Here is a 16,272-nt window from a genome sequence, read left to right as displayed (position 1 = left end):
AATGGATCTGAAACCACTTTTGATACTTCTTAGCGAGAATACCCGCGGACATATCGTCCAGAGCCGGGGAATACGCGGCCGCATGCAGGAGCTTGCCGATTTCGAAACGGCGGAATTCGACGTTCCCCAGTTACGCGGGGCGGCGCGGATCAAGGCTCTCAAACTGCTTGCCCGACGCCTTCCCAAGGCAGCGCCGCAGGGCGCGGAGCGTTGGCTTTTGAGAGCCGGAGGCAAGGAGCTTCTTGACCGCATCGCGATGCTGAATCCGGAGCGGCGCCCGCTTCTTTTCCTTTCCGCGGGAAGTACGGCCGCGCCGTATTGCTTGGCTCTCGCCAAAAGATTCAACGGGAAAAGCTGCGTGGTGATGACGCCCTCCGTTTTAGGCACGAGCCCCTTTGATATGGCGGTCGTGCCTAAGCACGACGGACGCCGCGGCGACAACGTTCTGGTCACGCTGGGCGCTCCCAATTCCATTTCTCCGGAGCTTTTGGAGAGCCAGCGCCGGGAGCTGCTGAGCGATTATCCTCCGCACCAAAAAGACGCCTGGGGGATCCTCATCGGCGGCGACGATTTGAACTACTCGATCGCCCCCCTCTGGGTGAACAAAGTCCTGCCGACGCTGCTCGACGCCGCGGCCGATGCCAACGTCGACCTGTATATCACGACCTCGCGCCGCACGCAGGCCGCGACGGAAATGGCGATCGCCAAACTCTGCGGGGACACCAGCGTGGTGCGGATGCTCCTGCTGGCTTCGCAGGATTCCCGCAATCCCGTTCCCGGCATTCTCGGCCACTGCTCGCGCGTTTTCTGCACCGAAGACTCCGTTTCGATGATCTCCGAAGCGGTTACCGCCGGCGTGCAGACGGCGGTCGTCACCGTCGGCCATCACCACGGCGTCAAACGGCTTCTGCAGGAGGTGACGGAGTGGCTCGTGGACGCCCGGCTGCTCTCCACCAAGCGTCTGTGGGGCGTGCCCCGTTTCAACCGCATGATCGAGGATTTCGAAAATCAGAACTATCTGTGCCAGATCACTCCCCGCAACCTGAACGACGATCTTCGCCATTTCCTCGAACGGCCGCTTGACGGGATGAACGGCTTCAACGAAGCCGAAAAAGCCGCGCGGTGGATCCTCGACCGGTGGCTGCCATGAAAATCGTCCACATCCTCCCCGAACTTCAGATCGGCGGCGTCGAGCGCCATGTCATCGATCTGGCGAACGAGCTGGCCAAAAGGGGCCACGAGGTCATGGTGATCTCGGCCGGCGGCCGGATGGAGCGCCAGCTCGACGCAAAGGTGCTGGTGCGTCATCTTCCCGTGCACAAAAAAAATCCGCTGACGGGACTGTACAGCGCGGCGAAAATTGCCCGCTGGGTCAAAAATGAAAACTGGCAGATTCTTCATGCCCACTCCCGGGTACCGGCGTGGATCGCCAACTGGGCGGGCAAAAAGAGCGGTGTTCCTTACGTCGTAACGGCTCATGTGGATTTTGGGACAAAAACTCCGTGGATCTATGCCCCGTATCGCGGCGCAAATCGCGTTATTTGTGTCAGCGCCGCCGTTCAATCAGCCATGAAAGACTGTTTTTACGACAATACGACCGTGATCATTAACGGGTTAAAGGAACCCAAAGAACGCTGGGATCCTGAAAACTCCGCTCAAAACAAGCTTCTGTTTGTAGGAAGATTGAGTTCTGTCAAGGGTTTGCAGGACGTGCTGAGAGCGATCCCGGCCGACGTTCGATGGACCTTGAACATTCTCGGCGACGGACCGCAAAGGGCAGAATGGCAAAACATCTGCAAAGAGCGTCGCTTGGAAGACCGTGTAACGTTCCACGGATACAGCGAACAGGTCGAACATTTTATGGCGACTTCATCCTGTCTGCTCTTTCCTTCCTATACGGAAGGAATGCCGCTGACCTTGGCTCAGGCTGCACAAGTGGGAATTCCCGTTCTGGCCTCCGACATACGGCCGGTATTCGAAATGAAAGGAAATCGAACCGGTTTGATCCCTCCCGGCGACCTGACTTTTTGGCGACAGGTTCTGGAAGATTGTCTCGCGCACCGCAAAGAACCGGAACGTTTCCCGCGGGATTGCGTTCCGACCCTTGAACATATGGTCGACCAGGTTGCGGACGTCTATGCGTCTGTTCTGAAAACTCCAGGCAAAAATTCTTCCGAAAGTTATCAGGGGAACGTCGAATGAAAATATTGCATTATGTGGATGAAAACAGGCTGGCGTGGATGGCTCCCTGGATCCAGCTTCTGAAGGAATTGGAAAAGCGCGGCGTTCAGAACTCGGTTTTGTGCCGCGAAGGGGGGACCCTGTCACAGGAACTTGCAAAGTCGGGAATCGACGTCTTCACTTACACGCCCCCGGCACAATGGCTGCCCGTTTTCACATCCGGCATTGGGAAAATCGTCGATCGGGCGAAGCCGGATCTGATCCACACGCGCCTTTCTTCCGCCGCGTATCTTGGCGGTTATTGGGGGCGGAAAAAGAATATCCCCGTCATCTCGACGTTCGACAAATATCCCAAGGCGAAATACTACGAAAATTCCGATGTGCTGATCGGCTGTTCGTCGGCCGTGACGGCTCATATAAAAAAATTGAAACTGCCGCGCGCCCGATTGATCGCGACGATCCTCAACCCGGTTCTTTCAAAATACTATACGAGGGATTGGTCAGCGCGGCAAAAATGTCGCCAGTCGCTTGGAGTAAAGCCCGGCGAATGTGTGGTATTGGGGATGGGGCGCTTGGTCGGCTGGAAGGCGTGGGATGATTTTCTGCGGGCTATCGCTCTTATTCCAGAAAGAGGCGGATATCATTTTTGGCTTGTCGGTAGCGGCAATGAAGAAAAGAAATTAAAAAACTTATCGGCGAAGCTCGGCATCCAGAACCGCATCCGCTTCTTCCCCTTCGCCGCGGACGTCAGGCCATGGCTTTGGGCGGCCGATCTTTTCGTGCAAAGCTCCAAAGAACCCGAAGGTTTCAGCCTGATGCTTATAGAAGCGATGGCGGCGGGGGCCGTGCCGATCGCCACGAATATTGGAGGCACTTTGGATATCGTAAAGGACGGCGTAAACGGTTTACTGTTCAGTCCCTCCGATATACGAACCTTGAGCGCGGCCATTCTGAGAGCAAATCACGAGGAAGCTCGCGCGTCCATGGCGCTGAACGCGCAGCGCAGCGCGGCGGATATCAACGTTGGACGGATCTCCGAAGAAACCGTCGATATCTACAACAAGACGCTGCAATTAAAACGCTGAATTTGTGCGAAAGTTCCGTCCGCTGATCTGAGGGACCGATTTGCGTTCACGTTTGCGAGGACACCATGATAAATTTATCTTTGTACATCATTACCTATAACGAAGAAAAAAGGCTTCCGCAAACTTTGGAAGCGGCGCACAGGCTCGCTGACGAGATTATCGTCGTTGATTCGGGGAGCACTGACAAGACGCGGGAAATCGCCTTGAGATACGGAGCCAGGTTCTACTACAACGAATGGGTTTCTTTTGGCGATCAGGTTCGCGTCGCTGAAGAATATTGCGCGAACGATTGGGTGCTGCGTCTCGACGCCGACGAGGTCCTGAGCGAAGAGCTGTCGAAAGAAATAGAGATGATAAAGCAGGATCCAGACTGCGACGGGTACAGGCTGCGCATAGGCGATGTGTATCCCGGCGTTCCCCGCCCTATTCGCTGGGCGAAACACTACAAATTGATCCGTCTCTACAACAGGAAGAAAATGAGGATGCTGGGGATTTTGGATCATGATGCGGTCGATCCGCTGGCGCCCGACGTCCGAGTCCGCACGCTGCGCGGCTTTGTGTGTCATCATTCGTATTTGACATTGTCGCATGTTATCAACAAGCAAAACAGAGCGACCGATACACAGATCCAGATGCTTGTCAAGGGGCAGAAACGTTATTCCCCGTTGCGGATGCTGGGAACCGCGACGCTGACTTTTTTGAGGACCTACTTCTTGAACCGTCATTTTCTGTACGGGTATTGGGGATTCATCAACGCCAGTACGCTTGCTTTCTTCCGTTTTGTGAAATTTGCCAAGTGGTACGAGCGTGAGCAGCTGGAAAAACTCTCCAGTCAATGAAGCGCCGCCTTCCTGGCGCAGGGCTGAGAGCAATGTTATGGACTGCGCTCCAAACGTGGCAAATTGCGATGTTACAGTGCAAAAAGAAGGGAAAAAGATGGACAGACTGTATCGACGCCAAGTTGCGGATGCCCAAGAAAAGAGAGACGGAAGCAAGAAATTCTTTTTGTATTGTTATACTCTCTCCATAGCTTTGTCGCCTTTGGGGCCAGTGTTTCATTATATCCTATGGGGAGCGACTTTGATTTCTCTCGTTTATTGCTGCGCGGTGAACAAAGAGGATATCATTCATAGAGTGGAGCTTTCCCACCGTTCGCGAGTTGTTTTGGCGCTGTTTTCCCTTTTTTTGCTTTGGGTGGTCATTTCCGGCTTGTTTAGCTATCGCGAGCTGAAATCCTATGGACGGAACGTGACTGTGCCTCTTGAAATGCTGCTTGGCATTTTGATGTCGGTTATCTTTTTGGGGACGGAAAGCGCGAGAAAAACGTTCATCAAGGTTTTTGTTGCCGCCAGCGTTCTGATCCTGTTGGGAAATTTGCTGCGGATAGCCGGCCTCTTGGAATATTTCCCCAACCGCGCCCTAAACAACGGCAACACCCTTGGCGCTCTCGGCCTATTGCTTTTCCCGCCGGTTGCCTGCTTTGCTTTTTGGTCTGTGAACGGAGGGAAGCTCAAGCAAATAATCTTGTTGTTCCCCGTGTTGAGCGTCATATTTTTTTCATTTTCTTCCGGAGCGTGGCTGTCTGCTTTTCTGGGGGGGCTCGTCTTTCTGTATTATGCGTTTCGCTTTCACAAAATTTCCTGCCGGACGCTCATGACATACGTCGCTTGCTTTTTGGCGGCCGCCGTATTGTTATATGGCGTTTCCGGAGACTTCCGGCGTTGTCTCTTGGGCGAATGCAAGCAGATTTCATCTCTTCACGATATGAACGAACTGACGACCCAAAGAAACGAGATCTGGAAAGTCGCTCTTCATGCGATAAAAAAACGTCCTTTCCTCGGTTACGGGGGAGACTCGTTCTATAACGTCCACGAGGCTATTGTGCGCGCGAAAGCTCAGGAACTGGGGCTGACGGTAAAAAGATCCATGGATCATCCCCATTCGACATATTTTTATCTCTGCTGTATCGGCGGCATCCCCGCGTTGCTTTTGTGGCTCGCGCCCATTGGATTATGCATGAAGAAAATGCTAAAATATGCCCGCGCGGAGAAAAACGTTTTCTTCCCATGGGGCGTGACTGCGGTCATGCTGCTGGTGGAAATATTGACGTACGGTACGAACGGGGACATTTTTCAGGGCCGTCGCGACATTGCGGTCATGGTATGGTGTTTTATCGGCATTATGGTCGTTCTCCCCGACCCTGAAGACACGCGGGATGCGCGGCGTTTCAATGGCGACGGAGAAAAATAGGACCTTGTTGAATCGGCGTCATAAAATCAGGAGGAAAAATGAATTCAAAAGTGAGATTTCTGTTGCTACCATTGCTGACGTGCGCCCTGTTCGTTCCGACCGCTTATTCCGCGGAGTGGCGCCAAAAGAAGGAATATCGCGACGATTTCGGCGCCAGCGTCGAGATTCAGGCGACGTACTATGCGGCGGAATACGTGGAACGCTCGACTCAGGATCAGGCGCAGAAAAATCTGTGGACGGCCGACGAGGCGGAGGATTACCGTTACAATTTGCTGCAGCAGCTGAAACTTGATGATACGATCCCCGTGTTTATCAGATTCACGAACCGCGGGCCGGCGATCCGCATGGCTCCTTTCGAGAGTCAGGTTACCCTGACCGTGGGCAAACATCGTCTTTCCCCTGTCGATTACGACAAACGCTTCAACTTCAAAATCACCGATGAACGTGAAGGCTTCGTCTACTTTCCCCGTTACGATTCCAAGGGAAAGCCCTATCTGACGCCGAAAGTCAAAACGGTCAAGTTCACCATCGACGGCGCCATCACGCCCGTGACGCTCGGCAAGACCATCGATTTCTTCTGGGACGTCAAAGACGACGACCCCAACAAGCTGCTGCAAGGCAAATCGGGCGCCCGCATGGAAATGGATCGTCTGAACAAACGCGTCGGCAACCTGACAAAGGAAGGCAAGGAGCTTCAGGACCGCCTGAACGAAATCCAGGAGGAACTGAGCAAGCTCAACAAACGCATGATGGAACTGCAAAAAGAAATTTAATTGGCGGAAAACGAAAAGGGACTCAACTCGCGCGGAGTTGGGCCCCTTTATTTGTCTCGGTGGTTCCGGTCGAAGAGAAAAGTGTATAATTGGAAAAACAGCGCGCAAGGAGGATAAAAAATGAAACGTATTGCAGTGTTGACCAGCGGCGGCGACGCGCCGGGGATGAACGCGGCCATCCGGGCCGTCGTCAGGTGCGCGGCCTATCACGATATAAAATGTCTGGGCGTGGCGCAGGGATATGAAGGCCTTATCGACGGCATCTTCCGCAAGATCGAAGTGCGGGACGTGGGGTCGATCATCCAGCGCGGCGGAACGGTGCTGCGAACCTCGCGCAGCGAACGTTTCCTGACGGAGGAAGGCAGAAAAAAAGCGCGCCAGCAGTGCGACGACCGCAACATCGACGGCCTGATCGTCATCGGCGGCGACGGTTCGTTCCGCGGCGCCTGGGAACTGCAGAAAATGGGGCTGCCCGTTGTGGGGATCCCCGCGACGATCGACAACGACGTCAACGGCACCGACATGACGATCGGCTTCGATACGGCGCTCAATACGGCTCTGGACGCCGTGCGGCGGCTGCGCGATACGGCCCACAGTCACGACAAGCTTTTCATCGTCGAGGTGATGGGGCGTCACTGCGGCTTTATCGCGCTGCAAACCGCCGTGGCCGGCGGCGCGGAATTTGCGGTACTGCCCGAGATCCCCTTCGACATCGGCGCTCTGTGCAAAAAGCTCAAAGCGTCACGCCTCAGCGGGAAAAATTATTCTCTCATCATTCTTGCGGAAGGCGTCATGTCCGGCTACGAACTGCAGAAAAAGCTTGCCGAACAGGCTCCCGGTTACAAAGCGACGGTAACGGTGCTCGGCCATATCCAGCGCGGCGGCGCGCCATCCAGTTACGACGCGACGATCGCCACCCGCATGGGGGCCTACGCGGTCAACTGTCTGCTGGAGGGAAAGCACGGCGTCATGACCGGACTGGTCAACGGGCACATGACGCCGGTTCCTCTGCCGAACACGTGGGAGGTAAAAAAGCGACTGAACCCCGAGCTGCTCGAGCTGGTGAAAGAACTCAGCATCTAACCTTCGTTCCGCCGCAGGCCGCCGATATAGGCCTGACCGACGGAGAGGCACTCGTCGTTCGGGGAAAGCAGTTTGTGAGTGAGCGGCGTCAGCCCCCGAGCGCGGAGCAGAGGCAGCGTCTCTTTCAAGAGCAGGCCGTTCTGCCAGCAGCCGCCGGAAAGGGCGACCAGACGGATACCCGTTTGACCGGCAACGTTCGCTGCGCACTGGGCCAGCGCCTGCGCCAGCCGCGTGTGAAAAGCCCCGGCCGCAAAAAGGACGTTGTGCGGGGGCCGCGCCAGAGCGGCGACGAAAGGGCGCCAGTCGATGACGCTGTTTTCAACGTCAAAGGGCAAACCGGTACCGAGCGTGGGATGTGTCTCCGCAAAAGCCTGCAGTTCCATGGCCGCTTCGCCGTCATAGCTGACGGTTTCTTTTTTCAGAACGATCGCGGCCAGACCGTCGAAAAGGCGTCCACAGGAACTTGTGAGCGGAAACGCCTCCCAGGCATTCAGAAGCTGCCGGGCGGCGGCGGTTCGTCCGGGCCAGAGGCCCTGGCACAGTTCAAGCGCCTCGTGAGCGCCGCAGCTTTCCACCAACAGGCTCAGGCCGCAGCGCCAGGGTTCCATGACGGCGCGGTCGCCTCCGGGCAGACGGAATTCCTTGAGATGACCGCAGCGTTCGAAGCTTTCCGCGTCGCCGCAGAGGATCTCTCCGCCCCAGATCGAGCCGTCGCCGCCATATCCCGTGCCATCCATGATGATGCCAAGGGCGGGGGAATCGATGCGGTTTTCCGCGAGACAGGCCATCATGTGGGCATAGTGATGCTGCACGGCAAGCGCCGGCAGCCGGGAGAAAATTCTCTTCGCCACGGCGGTGGAGAGGTAAAGCGGATGCAGATCGGTGACGAGCCGCTCGGGAGCGAAGTTGTAGAGGCCGAGAAAGTGCCGCAGGGCTTTTTCGTAGAACTGCGCGGTTCCCATCTCCTTCATGTCGCCCAGGTATTGGCTGGAAAAGATCATGGCGTCCTGGCTGAACGCGAAAGTCCCTTTCATCTCCGCGCCGGCGGCGAGCACCGGCGCCAGCTCGCGTGCGGCGATAATGGGATTGGGAACGTAGCCGCGCGCCCGTCGGATCAGGACGGGGCCGCTGTCGTGATGGAGCAGGACGGAGTCGTCGATCTTCATGTGGATCGGGCGGTTGTGGACAAGGAACCCGTCGCAGATCCCGGCGAGGCGCCGATACGCTTCCTCGTTTTCGGAGACGAGCGGCTCGCCGCTCAGATTGGCGCTCGTCATCACGAGGGCGTCGAATTCTTCCATGATCATATGATGAAGCGGGGTATAGGGGAGCATCACGCCCAGACGATTCAAGCCGGGCGCGACCGACGGAGCGAGAAAGTTGGAATCGTTCCGTTCCAGCAGTATAATAGGAGCTCGTGCGCCCGTCAGCAGCTTTGTGTCGGCGGCGCTCAGCTTCACGATCTTTTCGGCGACGGCGACGTTTTTGACCATGACCGCAAAGGGACGGCGCGGACGGCGCTTGCGGCGGCGCAGCAGGGAGACTGGCTCTTCCCGGGTCGCGTCGCAGGCCAGATGGAAGCCCCCCAGCCCCTTGACGGCGATGATTTGGCCGTTCGCAAGTGCGGCGATCGTCAGCCCGAAGGCTTTTTCATCCCGCGCTATCTCTTGCCCTTGAGCGTCGCAATACGCCAAGCGAGGCCCGCAAACGGGGCAGGCGTTCGGCTGAGCGTGAAAGCGGCGGTTTGTTTCGTCGGCGTATTCCTGCCGGCACGCGGGGCACATCGGAAAGGCCGACATGGTCGTCTTGGGCCGGTCGTAGGGGAGTTCTCTGACGATCGAAAAGCGCGGGCCGCAGTTCGTGCAGTTCGTGAAGGCGTAACGGTAACGCCTGTCGGCGGGATCCCTGATGTCGGCCAGGCAGTTCCGGCACGTCGCCATGTCGGGCGGAAGCAGGACTCTCTGCCGAAGCGAACGCACGCTTTTGAGTATGGTAAAATCATCATCGGCCTGTTCGACGTCCTTTCGTTCGAGCAGCTTGATATCCACGATCAGCGCCACGTCGGGGCAGTCGCGTTTCAGTTCCGCCACGTATCGGGCGATGGCGTCCTCCGTCCCCTGCAAACGGAGCAGGACGCCGTCGGAAGTGTTCGCCACGGAGCCGCGGATCCCGGTGCGACGCGCGATCCTTACGCACAGCGGGCGGAAGCCGACGCCCTGGACGATGCCGCTGACGCTGTATGTTTTTTCAATCAGCATGAATTCCACCTCGAATATGAAAACGCTCCGATTATTTTAATCGGTCGAAGACCTGCCCACAAGCGGCGCGGAGAGAGCATGAGCGAAAAAATCCTTGTCGGAGTCAGCGGCGGCGTTGACAGCGCCTTATCCGCCCTGCGGCTCAGAGACCTTGGCTACGACGTGACGGCGGCGCATCTGCTCCTGAAAGACGGCGAAGACCCGACCGACCGCCTGCGGCTGGAACGACTGGCGCAGCATGTGCCGATGCATCGCCTGGACTGTCGAAAACAATTTGGCGACCGCGTCGTGCAGCCTTTTCTCGACGCATACAGAAAAGGCCTCACGCCCAATCCCTGCGTGATCTGCAACGCCAGCCTGAAATTCAGGGTGTTGCTCGAGCTGGCCGACCGGCTGGGCATCGAAAAGGTCGCCACGGGACATTACGCGCGCGTTCTCAAGCGCGGAAACCGCTGGGCCATCGCCCGGACGCCCTCGCCGAAAGATCAGACCTACATGCTGTGCCGGCTGCCGTACGAATGGCTGCCGCGGCTTTGCTTTCCGCTTTCGGCAGAACGAGATAAAACGGGCGTGAAAAACGAGCTCGCATCCAGGCTGGGCGGACGGCTGGCGCAGGGCGACAGCCAGGGCATCTGTTTTCTTGAGGGCGGCTCGCTGGAACGTTTTCTCGAAGATCACATCGCGTCGGAGGAACGCCACATCGGACGCATGGTCGACCATGACGGCAAAGATTTGGGCCCGCATCGGGGCTTGATCTTCTATACCGAAGGGCAGCGCCGCGGGCTGGGCCTGTCGCGCGGGCCGTGGTTCGTCGAACGCCGGGATTTTACGAACGATCGCCTGCTGCTGTCTCATGGGACGGAAGCCACGGTCGGGACGATCTCTTTTGAAAACGCCGTCTGGCAGCAGGAAGTCCGCGCCGGGCAGGAATGTCTCGTGCAGTACTGCTATCGCGCCCGGCCGGTTCCCGGCCGGCTGACGGACTGCCATGACGGCTGCGGCGCGGTCAAACTGCGGAAACCCGCCGGGAGCGTTTCGATCGGACAGGCGCTTGCCCTTTACGACGGGACGGAGTACATCCTCCTCGGCGGCGGATTTATAAAATACATGGAATGACTGGGGGAAAGGCCATGAAAATACGGGCCCGAAAATTAACGGCGGCGCAGGCGCGAAGAAAGACGGATCCCAAGGTGCTGCGCTGTTCTTCTTCCGCTGAGCTGGAAGGACTGACTCATTTTATAGGACAGGAACGGGCTGTCAAATCGATCGATTTCGGTCTCGCCGTCAAGAGCACCGGCTACAACGTCTTTATCGTCGGGGCGCAGGGCAGCGGGCGCACAAGCTACGCGCTCAAAAGCGTGCGTGAAAAAGCGGCGCGCATGCCGGCGCCCAGCGACTGGATCTACGTCAACAATTTCGACGAGCCGGCAAAGCCTCTGGCCATCGACCTGCCGGCCGGGCAGGCGAAAAAGGCCGAGGAAGACTTCACCAAGCTGATCGAAGAGTTGAAGTCCGTGATCAGCGGCGCTTTCGAGAAAAGCAGCTACGAAGACGCCAAGGCGCAGGAGATCAGTTCGTTTCAGGATCAGATCTCGAAGATGATGAATCACGTCCGCGAAGAGGCCGAGAAGGACGGTTTCCTCGTCAAGCGCACGCCGCAGGGTTTTGTCAACATTCCCCTCAAAATCGTCAAGAACGGCAAAGGCAAAAAGGAGTTCAAGGAGCTTCAGACCGACGAATTCGAAGCCCTGCCGCGGAAAGAGCAGAAGCGCCTCAAGAGCGTATCCGACGCCTTGACCTCGAAAACTCTGGAAGTCCTGCGGCAGATCCGGGAGAAGGAGCGCGCGCTCAAGGCCAAGCTTTCGGATATGGAAGCCGAGATCTGCCGCACGGCGATCGGCCCTTACCTGGACGAGATCCGGGAGAAATACGGACAAACGAAGAAATTCGCCCAGTGGATCGATTCGCTGGAGCGCCAGATCGTCGCCAATCACACCCTGTTCATTGCCGCCGCCCGCGACGAGAGCGGCGAAGTGGATTTCACGCCGTACAAGATCAACGTCTTCGTCGGCAACGATCCCAAGGGCGGCGCGCCGGCCGTGTGGGAGACCAATCCGACTTTTTACAACATCGCCGGCAAGATGGAGTACGAGAGCCGTCAGGGATATTATTATACCGACTTCACAAGGATCGTGAGCGGCGCGCTGCATCGGGCCAACGGCGGTTATCTGATCCTCGACGCGGAAGAGCTGCTGCGCAATTTCATGTCCTACGATCTGTTGAAACGCGTGCTGCGCTCCGGCCTGCTCACGGTCGAGAACCTCAGCGACCAGTACAGCGTCATGCCGATCACGACGCCGCGCCCGGAAGCGATCCCCATCAAGACCAAAGTGATCCTCGTCGGCAGTTATTACATTTATTATCTGCTGCGCGAATACGACCCCGATTTCCCCAAATTCTTCAAGACCGTCGCGGAATTCGACTACGAAATGCCGCGCACGCCGGAAAACGAGTGGGATATGGCGCGCTTCGTCAAAACGACGGCCGAACAGGACGGCTGCCTGCCGTTCAACAAAAAAGCGCTGGCCGAACTGATCGAATGGGCTTCGCGCCTCGCCGACGATCAGAACAAACTCTCGACCCAGTTCAACAGGCTGAAAGAATACGTCGTCGAATCGTCCGCCTGGGCTCTGTCCGAAGGCGCCAAATCGGTGGACCGCAAGCACGTGCTGCGGGCGATCCAGGAGAAGCGCTACCGCTCGAGCCAGACGGAAGAAAAGATCCGCGCCGCCTTCGCCGAAGACATCATCCGCATCGACACGGACGGCGCCGTCGTCGGGCAGATCAACGGGCTGGCCGTCGTCAGCTTTGCCGAAGTCTCCTTCGGGCATCCCGCGCGCATCACCGCCAATACGTTCATGGGGCAGGAAGGCGTTATCAACATCGAGCGCGAGATTTTAATGGCGGGTCCGATCCACAACAAGGGCCTGCTGACTTTGAGCAGCTACCTCGGGCGCGTTTACGCCCAGGACATGCCGCTGACGCTTTCCGCCCGTTTGTCGTTCGAGCAGAATTACGGCGGTATCGACGGCGACAGCGCCTCGTCCACCGAACTGTACTGCCTGCTTTCCTCTCTGGCCGACGTGCCGATCGCGCAGAACATCGCCGTGACCGGCTCGGTCGATCAGTTCGGCAACATCCAGCCGATCGGCGGCGTCAACGAGAAGATCGAGGGCTTTTTCAGCTATTGTCTTGCGCGCGGCCTGACCGGCTCGCAGGGCGTGCTGATCCCCTGGCAGAACGAGCGGCATCTGATGCTGAACCACGACGTGGTCGAAGCGATCCGCCGCAAGCAGTTCCACATCTGGTCCGTGAAGACGATCGACGAAGGCATTGAGCTCCTGACCGGCTGCCCGGCCGGAAAGCGCCGGGCCGACGGGACGTATCCGGAAGATTCGATCCACGGCCGGGCGATGGCGAAGCTGAAACGATGGATCGAAAAAAGCGCCGCCCTGAGCAGAGGCCAAAAGGGGAACGCGCCTTCCGCCGTTTCCCGGGAGCGAAAACAATGAGCCGGGCCGACGTCGGCAAAACGGTGACGCCCGCCCCGGTCGCTCCGCCGTCGATCACGACCGTGCTGGAAATCCTGGAACAACTCTGGAAACAGGGGACGGACTCGGCCAAAATCGTCTATGAAGAGCCGCTCGACGGGCTGATCGAGACGGTGCTGTCGCAAAACACCAACGACCGCAACCGCGACATGGCCTTCGAACGCCTGAAATCTCAGTACGGCAGCTGGGAGCGCGTCGCCGCGCTGCCGCAGGAGCGGATCGCCGAGGCGATCAAGCCGGCGGGAATCTGCAACAACAAGGCGGCGACGATCCTGCGCGTGCTGAAAACCGTGAAAGAGCGCTTCGGCGAATATTCGCTCAAACGCCTGAAAAGCGGCACGCCCGCCGCGGCCTGGGATTTTATGACGCACATCCAGGGCGTCGGCCCGAAAACGGCCGCCTGCGTGCTCGCTTTCGATCTCGGGTTTCCGGCCTTTCCCGTAGACACGCATGTGGCGCGCATCTCGAAGCGTCTCGGCTGGGCCGACGCCAAAGAAACGCCTGCGGAGATCCAGGGCCGCCTCGAACAGCTTGTGCCCGACGAGATGAAGTGCGCCGGGCACCTGAACGTGATCCAGCACGGAAAAAACATCTGCAAGGCCCGAGCGCCGAAGTGCGGCGAGTGTCCCCTCAGGGGCATCTGTCCTTCCAGCGAAGCCTGACGGAAAAAAAGGAGTTCCCCGGTATTTTGGGGGGAACTCCTTTTTTCTGTCTGTGCGTAAGCTTTGAGGCGTGATAGAATATTTTCAGTCAGTTGTCGATATTTCCCGCCTCGACACTGAACGGCGGGGAATCGTTCACGCAAAGGAGGAACGATCATGGAAGAACTCAACTTGTTTGAAAGCGGGCAGACGCAGCCTCTTGCCGCCCGCCTCAGGCCGCAGAACCTGGACGAGTTTGTCGGGCAGACGCATCTGCTGGGGCCGGATAAAATCCTGCGCCGCCTGATCGTCAACGACACGATTTCCTCGATGATCTTCTGGGGGCCGCCGGGCGTCGGCAAGACCACGCTGGCCCGCATCATCGCCAACCAGACCAAGGCGGAGTTCATCAACTTTTCGGCGGTGACCAGCGGCATCAAAGAGATCCGCACGGTCATGCAGCAGGCCGAGAGCAACCGCACCTTCGGCGGCAAGACCATCGTCTTCGTCGACGAGATCCACCGCTTCAACAAGGCCCAGCAGGACGCCTTCCTGCCGTTCGTCGAGAAGGGGAGCATCATCCTCATCGGCGCGACGACGGAAAATCCTTCTTTTGAGGTCAACGGCGCGCTTCTGTCGCGCTGCAAGGTCTTCGTATTACAGGCGCTCACAACGGAGGAGCTGGTTTCTTTGCTGCAGCGGGCGCTTGCCGACCTGCGCGGCTTCGGCGGACAAAACATCCGCATCGCCCCCGAACTGCTGGAAGCGATCGCCAACTTCGCCAACGGCGACGCCCGTTCGGCCCTTTCGACGCTGGAAATGGTCGTGCTGAACGGCAATCGCGCCGGCGGCGAGGTCGTCGTCACGCCGGAAGTGCTGGAGCAGTGCATCTCCAAGAAATCGCTGCTCTACGACAAGAAAGGCGAAGAACATTACAACCTTATCTCGGCGCTGCACAAATCGATGCGCAACTCGGACCCCGACGCCGCGGTTTACTGGCTGGCGCGGATGCTCGAGGCTGGCGAGGATCCGCTCTACGTGGCGCGCCGGATCGTGCGCTTCGCCAGTGAGGACGTCGGGCTGGCCGATCCGAGAGCGCTGGAACTGGCGGTGGCGGCGTATCAGGCCTGCCATTTCATCGGCATGCCCGAGTGTTCCGTCCACCTGACGCAGGCGGCCGTCTACCTCTCGCTGGCGCCCAAGTCGAACGCCCTTTACCGCGCCTATGAGGCAGCCCGGCGCGACGCGATCTCTCAACTGGCCGAGCCCGTCCCGCTCGTGATCCGCAACGCCCCGACCAGACTGATGAAAGAACTGGACTACGGCAAGGGCTATCAGTACGCCCACGACGCCGCGGAAAAACTGACGGGCATGCAGTGCCTACCGGATTCGCTGCTGGGAAAGGTCTACTACGAACCGACGGAGCAGGGGCTCGAAGCGAAATACAAGGCGCGCCTCGAGTTCATCAAAGACTGGAAGGCCAAGCATGGCAGCTGACGCGTTTATAAAAAAGAAAATCCCGTCGTGCGGCGCTCGACACGTCGCACGACGGGATCGATATCTCGGCGGTGGTGCTCAGAGCGGGACTCGAACCCGCACGGCGCAATGCCAGGGGATTTTAAGTCCCCAGTGTCTACCGATTCCACCATCTGAGCCCTTTCAATTACTCACGAATCATACCATAGGTTGAGTGACGTCTCAAGATATTTTTGCTCCCGCGCCGCGTATTTCCGCGCGCGAATCCCGCCGGGGGGTACGGAGACCGATACGGTTTGTCTGAGGGCCCCGGTTTGGATTGTGCATTGTGCTTTTGTGTGCTAAAGTGGGACCGAAATGGAGCCTTAAAAGTTATCTCTGCAATAATATTCAGTCGGGAGGCGCGGCCATATGGAAAAATGGAAGGATGAACTGACAGAACAGCTTGCTTCTGCGTTTCTTTCTTTGAACACAGTGGAAGAAGTGTATAATTTCCTCGAAGATGTGGCGACCATCGGCGAGATCAAGGCGCTTTCTCAGCGATTGGAAGTGGCGCGCCTGCTGCGCCGGAATCACACGTATCCGCAGATAGCGCAGCTGACCGGCGCCAGCACGGCGACGATCAGCCGCGTACGCAAATTTCTCGACTATGGCGCCGACGGTTATGGCGTGGTGCTGAACAGGCTTGAAGAGAACGGGAAAAACGTCACGAACAAGAAATAACCTTCATGCGCCAGGGCCGTCGGTAATCCAGACGGCCCTGGCGCATGTTCATACTGTTTCTTGATAAAAAGCGTTAACATAGTTTTTTGGCGCTGCGAGGGAGTTCAGTCGCTCATACTATTTCTCAATTAAAGCACCTAACAATCCATTGTCTTGCGGTAATACTCCTTATGGTCTGAGCGGTGAGATTT

General features: G+C 57.8%; 13 protein-coding genes and 1 tRNA gene. 12 read left to right on the top strand and 2 right to left on the bottom strand.

Annotated elements, in window-relative coordinates; translation table 11 throughout:
* The first annotated feature begins 1 nt into the window (after nt 1).
* The 7 genes from D7D26_RS03460 (at nt 2) to pfkA (ending at nt 7,372) form a co-directional block, all read left to right on the top strand.
* The gene (locus D7D26_RS03460) at nt 2–1,150 is read left to right on the top strand and encodes a mitochondrial fission ELM1 family protein (RefSeq protein ID WP_120372041.1); all 1,149 of its coding nucleotides are present in this window, start codon (nt 2–4) and stop codon (nt 1,148–1,150) included.
* The gene (locus D7D26_RS03455) at nt 1,147–2,202 is read left to right on the top strand and encodes a glycosyltransferase family 4 protein (RefSeq protein WP_120372040.1); all 1,056 of its coding nucleotides are present in this window, start codon (nt 1,147–1,149) and stop codon (nt 2,200–2,202) included. Before D7D26_RS03460 ends, D7D26_RS03455 begins: the two co-directional genes overlap by 4 nt.
* Complete coding sequence (locus D7D26_RS03450) at nt 2,199–3,266, top strand: glycosyltransferase family 4 protein (protein WP_120372039.1); 1,068 nt, start codon at nt 2,199–2,201, stop codon at nt 3,264–3,266. The genes D7D26_RS03455 and D7D26_RS03450 overlap by 4 nt, the downstream gene beginning before the upstream one ends.
* Before the next feature lie 65 nt (nt 3,267–3,331).
* Complete coding sequence (locus D7D26_RS03445; RefSeq protein ID WP_120372038.1) at nt 3,332–4,105, top strand: glycosyltransferase family 2 protein; 774 nt, start codon at nt 3,332–3,334, stop codon at nt 4,103–4,105.
* A complete protein-coding gene (locus D7D26_RS03440) occupies nt 4,074–5,516 on the top strand; it encodes an O-antigen ligase family protein (protein ID WP_147413040.1) in 1,443 nt (480 codons plus the stop codon). The genes D7D26_RS03445 and D7D26_RS03440 overlap by 32 nt, the downstream gene beginning before the upstream one ends.
* Before the next feature lie 50 nt (nt 5,517–5,566).
* Nucleotides 5,567–6,289 carry a hypothetical protein gene (locus D7D26_RS03435; protein ID WP_233543450.1) on the top strand — a complete coding sequence of 241 codons (723 nt, stop codon included), beginning with the start codon at nt 5,567–5,569 and terminating at the stop codon, nt 6,287–6,289.
* A 120-nt stretch (nt 6,290–6,409) separates the two neighbouring features.
* Nucleotides 6,410–7,372 (top strand): 6-phosphofructokinase, encoded by a 963-nt coding sequence (gene pfkA / locus D7D26_RS03430; protein ID WP_120372035.1) that lies wholly within the window; start codon nt 6,410–6,412, stop codon nt 7,370–7,372.
* Here the strand turns inward: pfkA and hypF are convergent.
* Complete coding sequence (gene hypF, locus D7D26_RS03425; RefSeq protein ID WP_120372034.1) at nt 7,369–9,630, bottom strand: carbamoyltransferase HypF; 2,262 nt, start codon at nt 9,628–9,630, stop codon at nt 7,369–7,371. The two genes, pfkA and hypF, sit on opposite strands and share 4 nt — an antisense overlap.
* 78 nt (nt 9,631–9,708) lie before the next feature.
* Here hypF and D7D26_RS03420 point away from each other — a divergent pair, with 78 nt between their 5' ends.
* From D7D26_RS03420 to D7D26_RS03405, 4 genes are all read left to right on the top strand, one after another.
* The gene (locus D7D26_RS03420; protein ID WP_078016549.1) at nt 9,709–10,746 is read left to right on the top strand and encodes a tRNA-specific 2-thiouridylase; all 1,038 of its coding nucleotides are present in this window, start codon (nt 9,709–9,711) and stop codon (nt 10,744–10,746) included.
* A gap of 14 nt (nt 10,747–10,760) precedes the next feature.
* Nucleotides 10,761–13,202 carry a Lon protease family protein gene (locus D7D26_RS03415; RefSeq protein WP_120372033.1) on the top strand — a complete coding sequence of 814 codons (2,442 nt, stop codon included), beginning with the start codon at nt 10,761–10,763 and terminating at the stop codon, nt 13,200–13,202.
* Nucleotides 13,199–13,903: an endonuclease III domain-containing protein gene (locus D7D26_RS03410; RefSeq protein ID WP_120372032.1), complete on the top strand. Its 705-nt coding sequence runs from the start codon at nt 13,199–13,201 to the stop codon at nt 13,901–13,903. Before D7D26_RS03415 ends, D7D26_RS03410 begins: the two co-directional genes overlap by 4 nt.
* A gap of 156 nt (nt 13,904–14,059) precedes the next feature.
* Nucleotides 14,060–15,379 (top strand): replication-associated recombination protein A, encoded by a 1,320-nt coding sequence (locus tag D7D26_RS03405; RefSeq protein ID WP_120372031.1) that lies wholly within the window; start codon nt 14,060–14,062, stop codon nt 15,377–15,379.
* A gap of 72 nt (nt 15,380–15,451) precedes the next feature.
* Here D7D26_RS03405 and D7D26_RS03400 read toward each other — a convergent pair.
* A tRNA-Leu gene (locus D7D26_RS03400) sits at nt 15,452–15,537 on the bottom strand.
* A 232-nt stretch (nt 15,538–15,769) separates the two neighbouring features.
* On the opposite strand from D7D26_RS03400, the gene D7D26_RS03395 reads away from it, so the two are divergent.
* The gene (locus tag D7D26_RS03395) at nt 15,770–16,081 is read left to right on the top strand and encodes a YerC/YecD family TrpR-related protein (protein ID WP_078016545.1); all 312 of its coding nucleotides are present in this window, start codon (nt 15,770–15,772) and stop codon (nt 16,079–16,081) included.
* The last annotated feature ends 191 nt before the right edge of the window (nt 16,082–16,272 follow it).

It is taken from the genome of Pyramidobacter sp. CG50-2 (assembly GCF_003612005.1).
GTDB lineage: Bacteria > Synergistota > Synergistia > Synergistales > Dethiosulfovibrionaceae > Pyramidobacter.
Note: the sequence above shows the minus strand (reverse complement) of the source record. Positions and strands in the feature narration are given on the sequence as shown.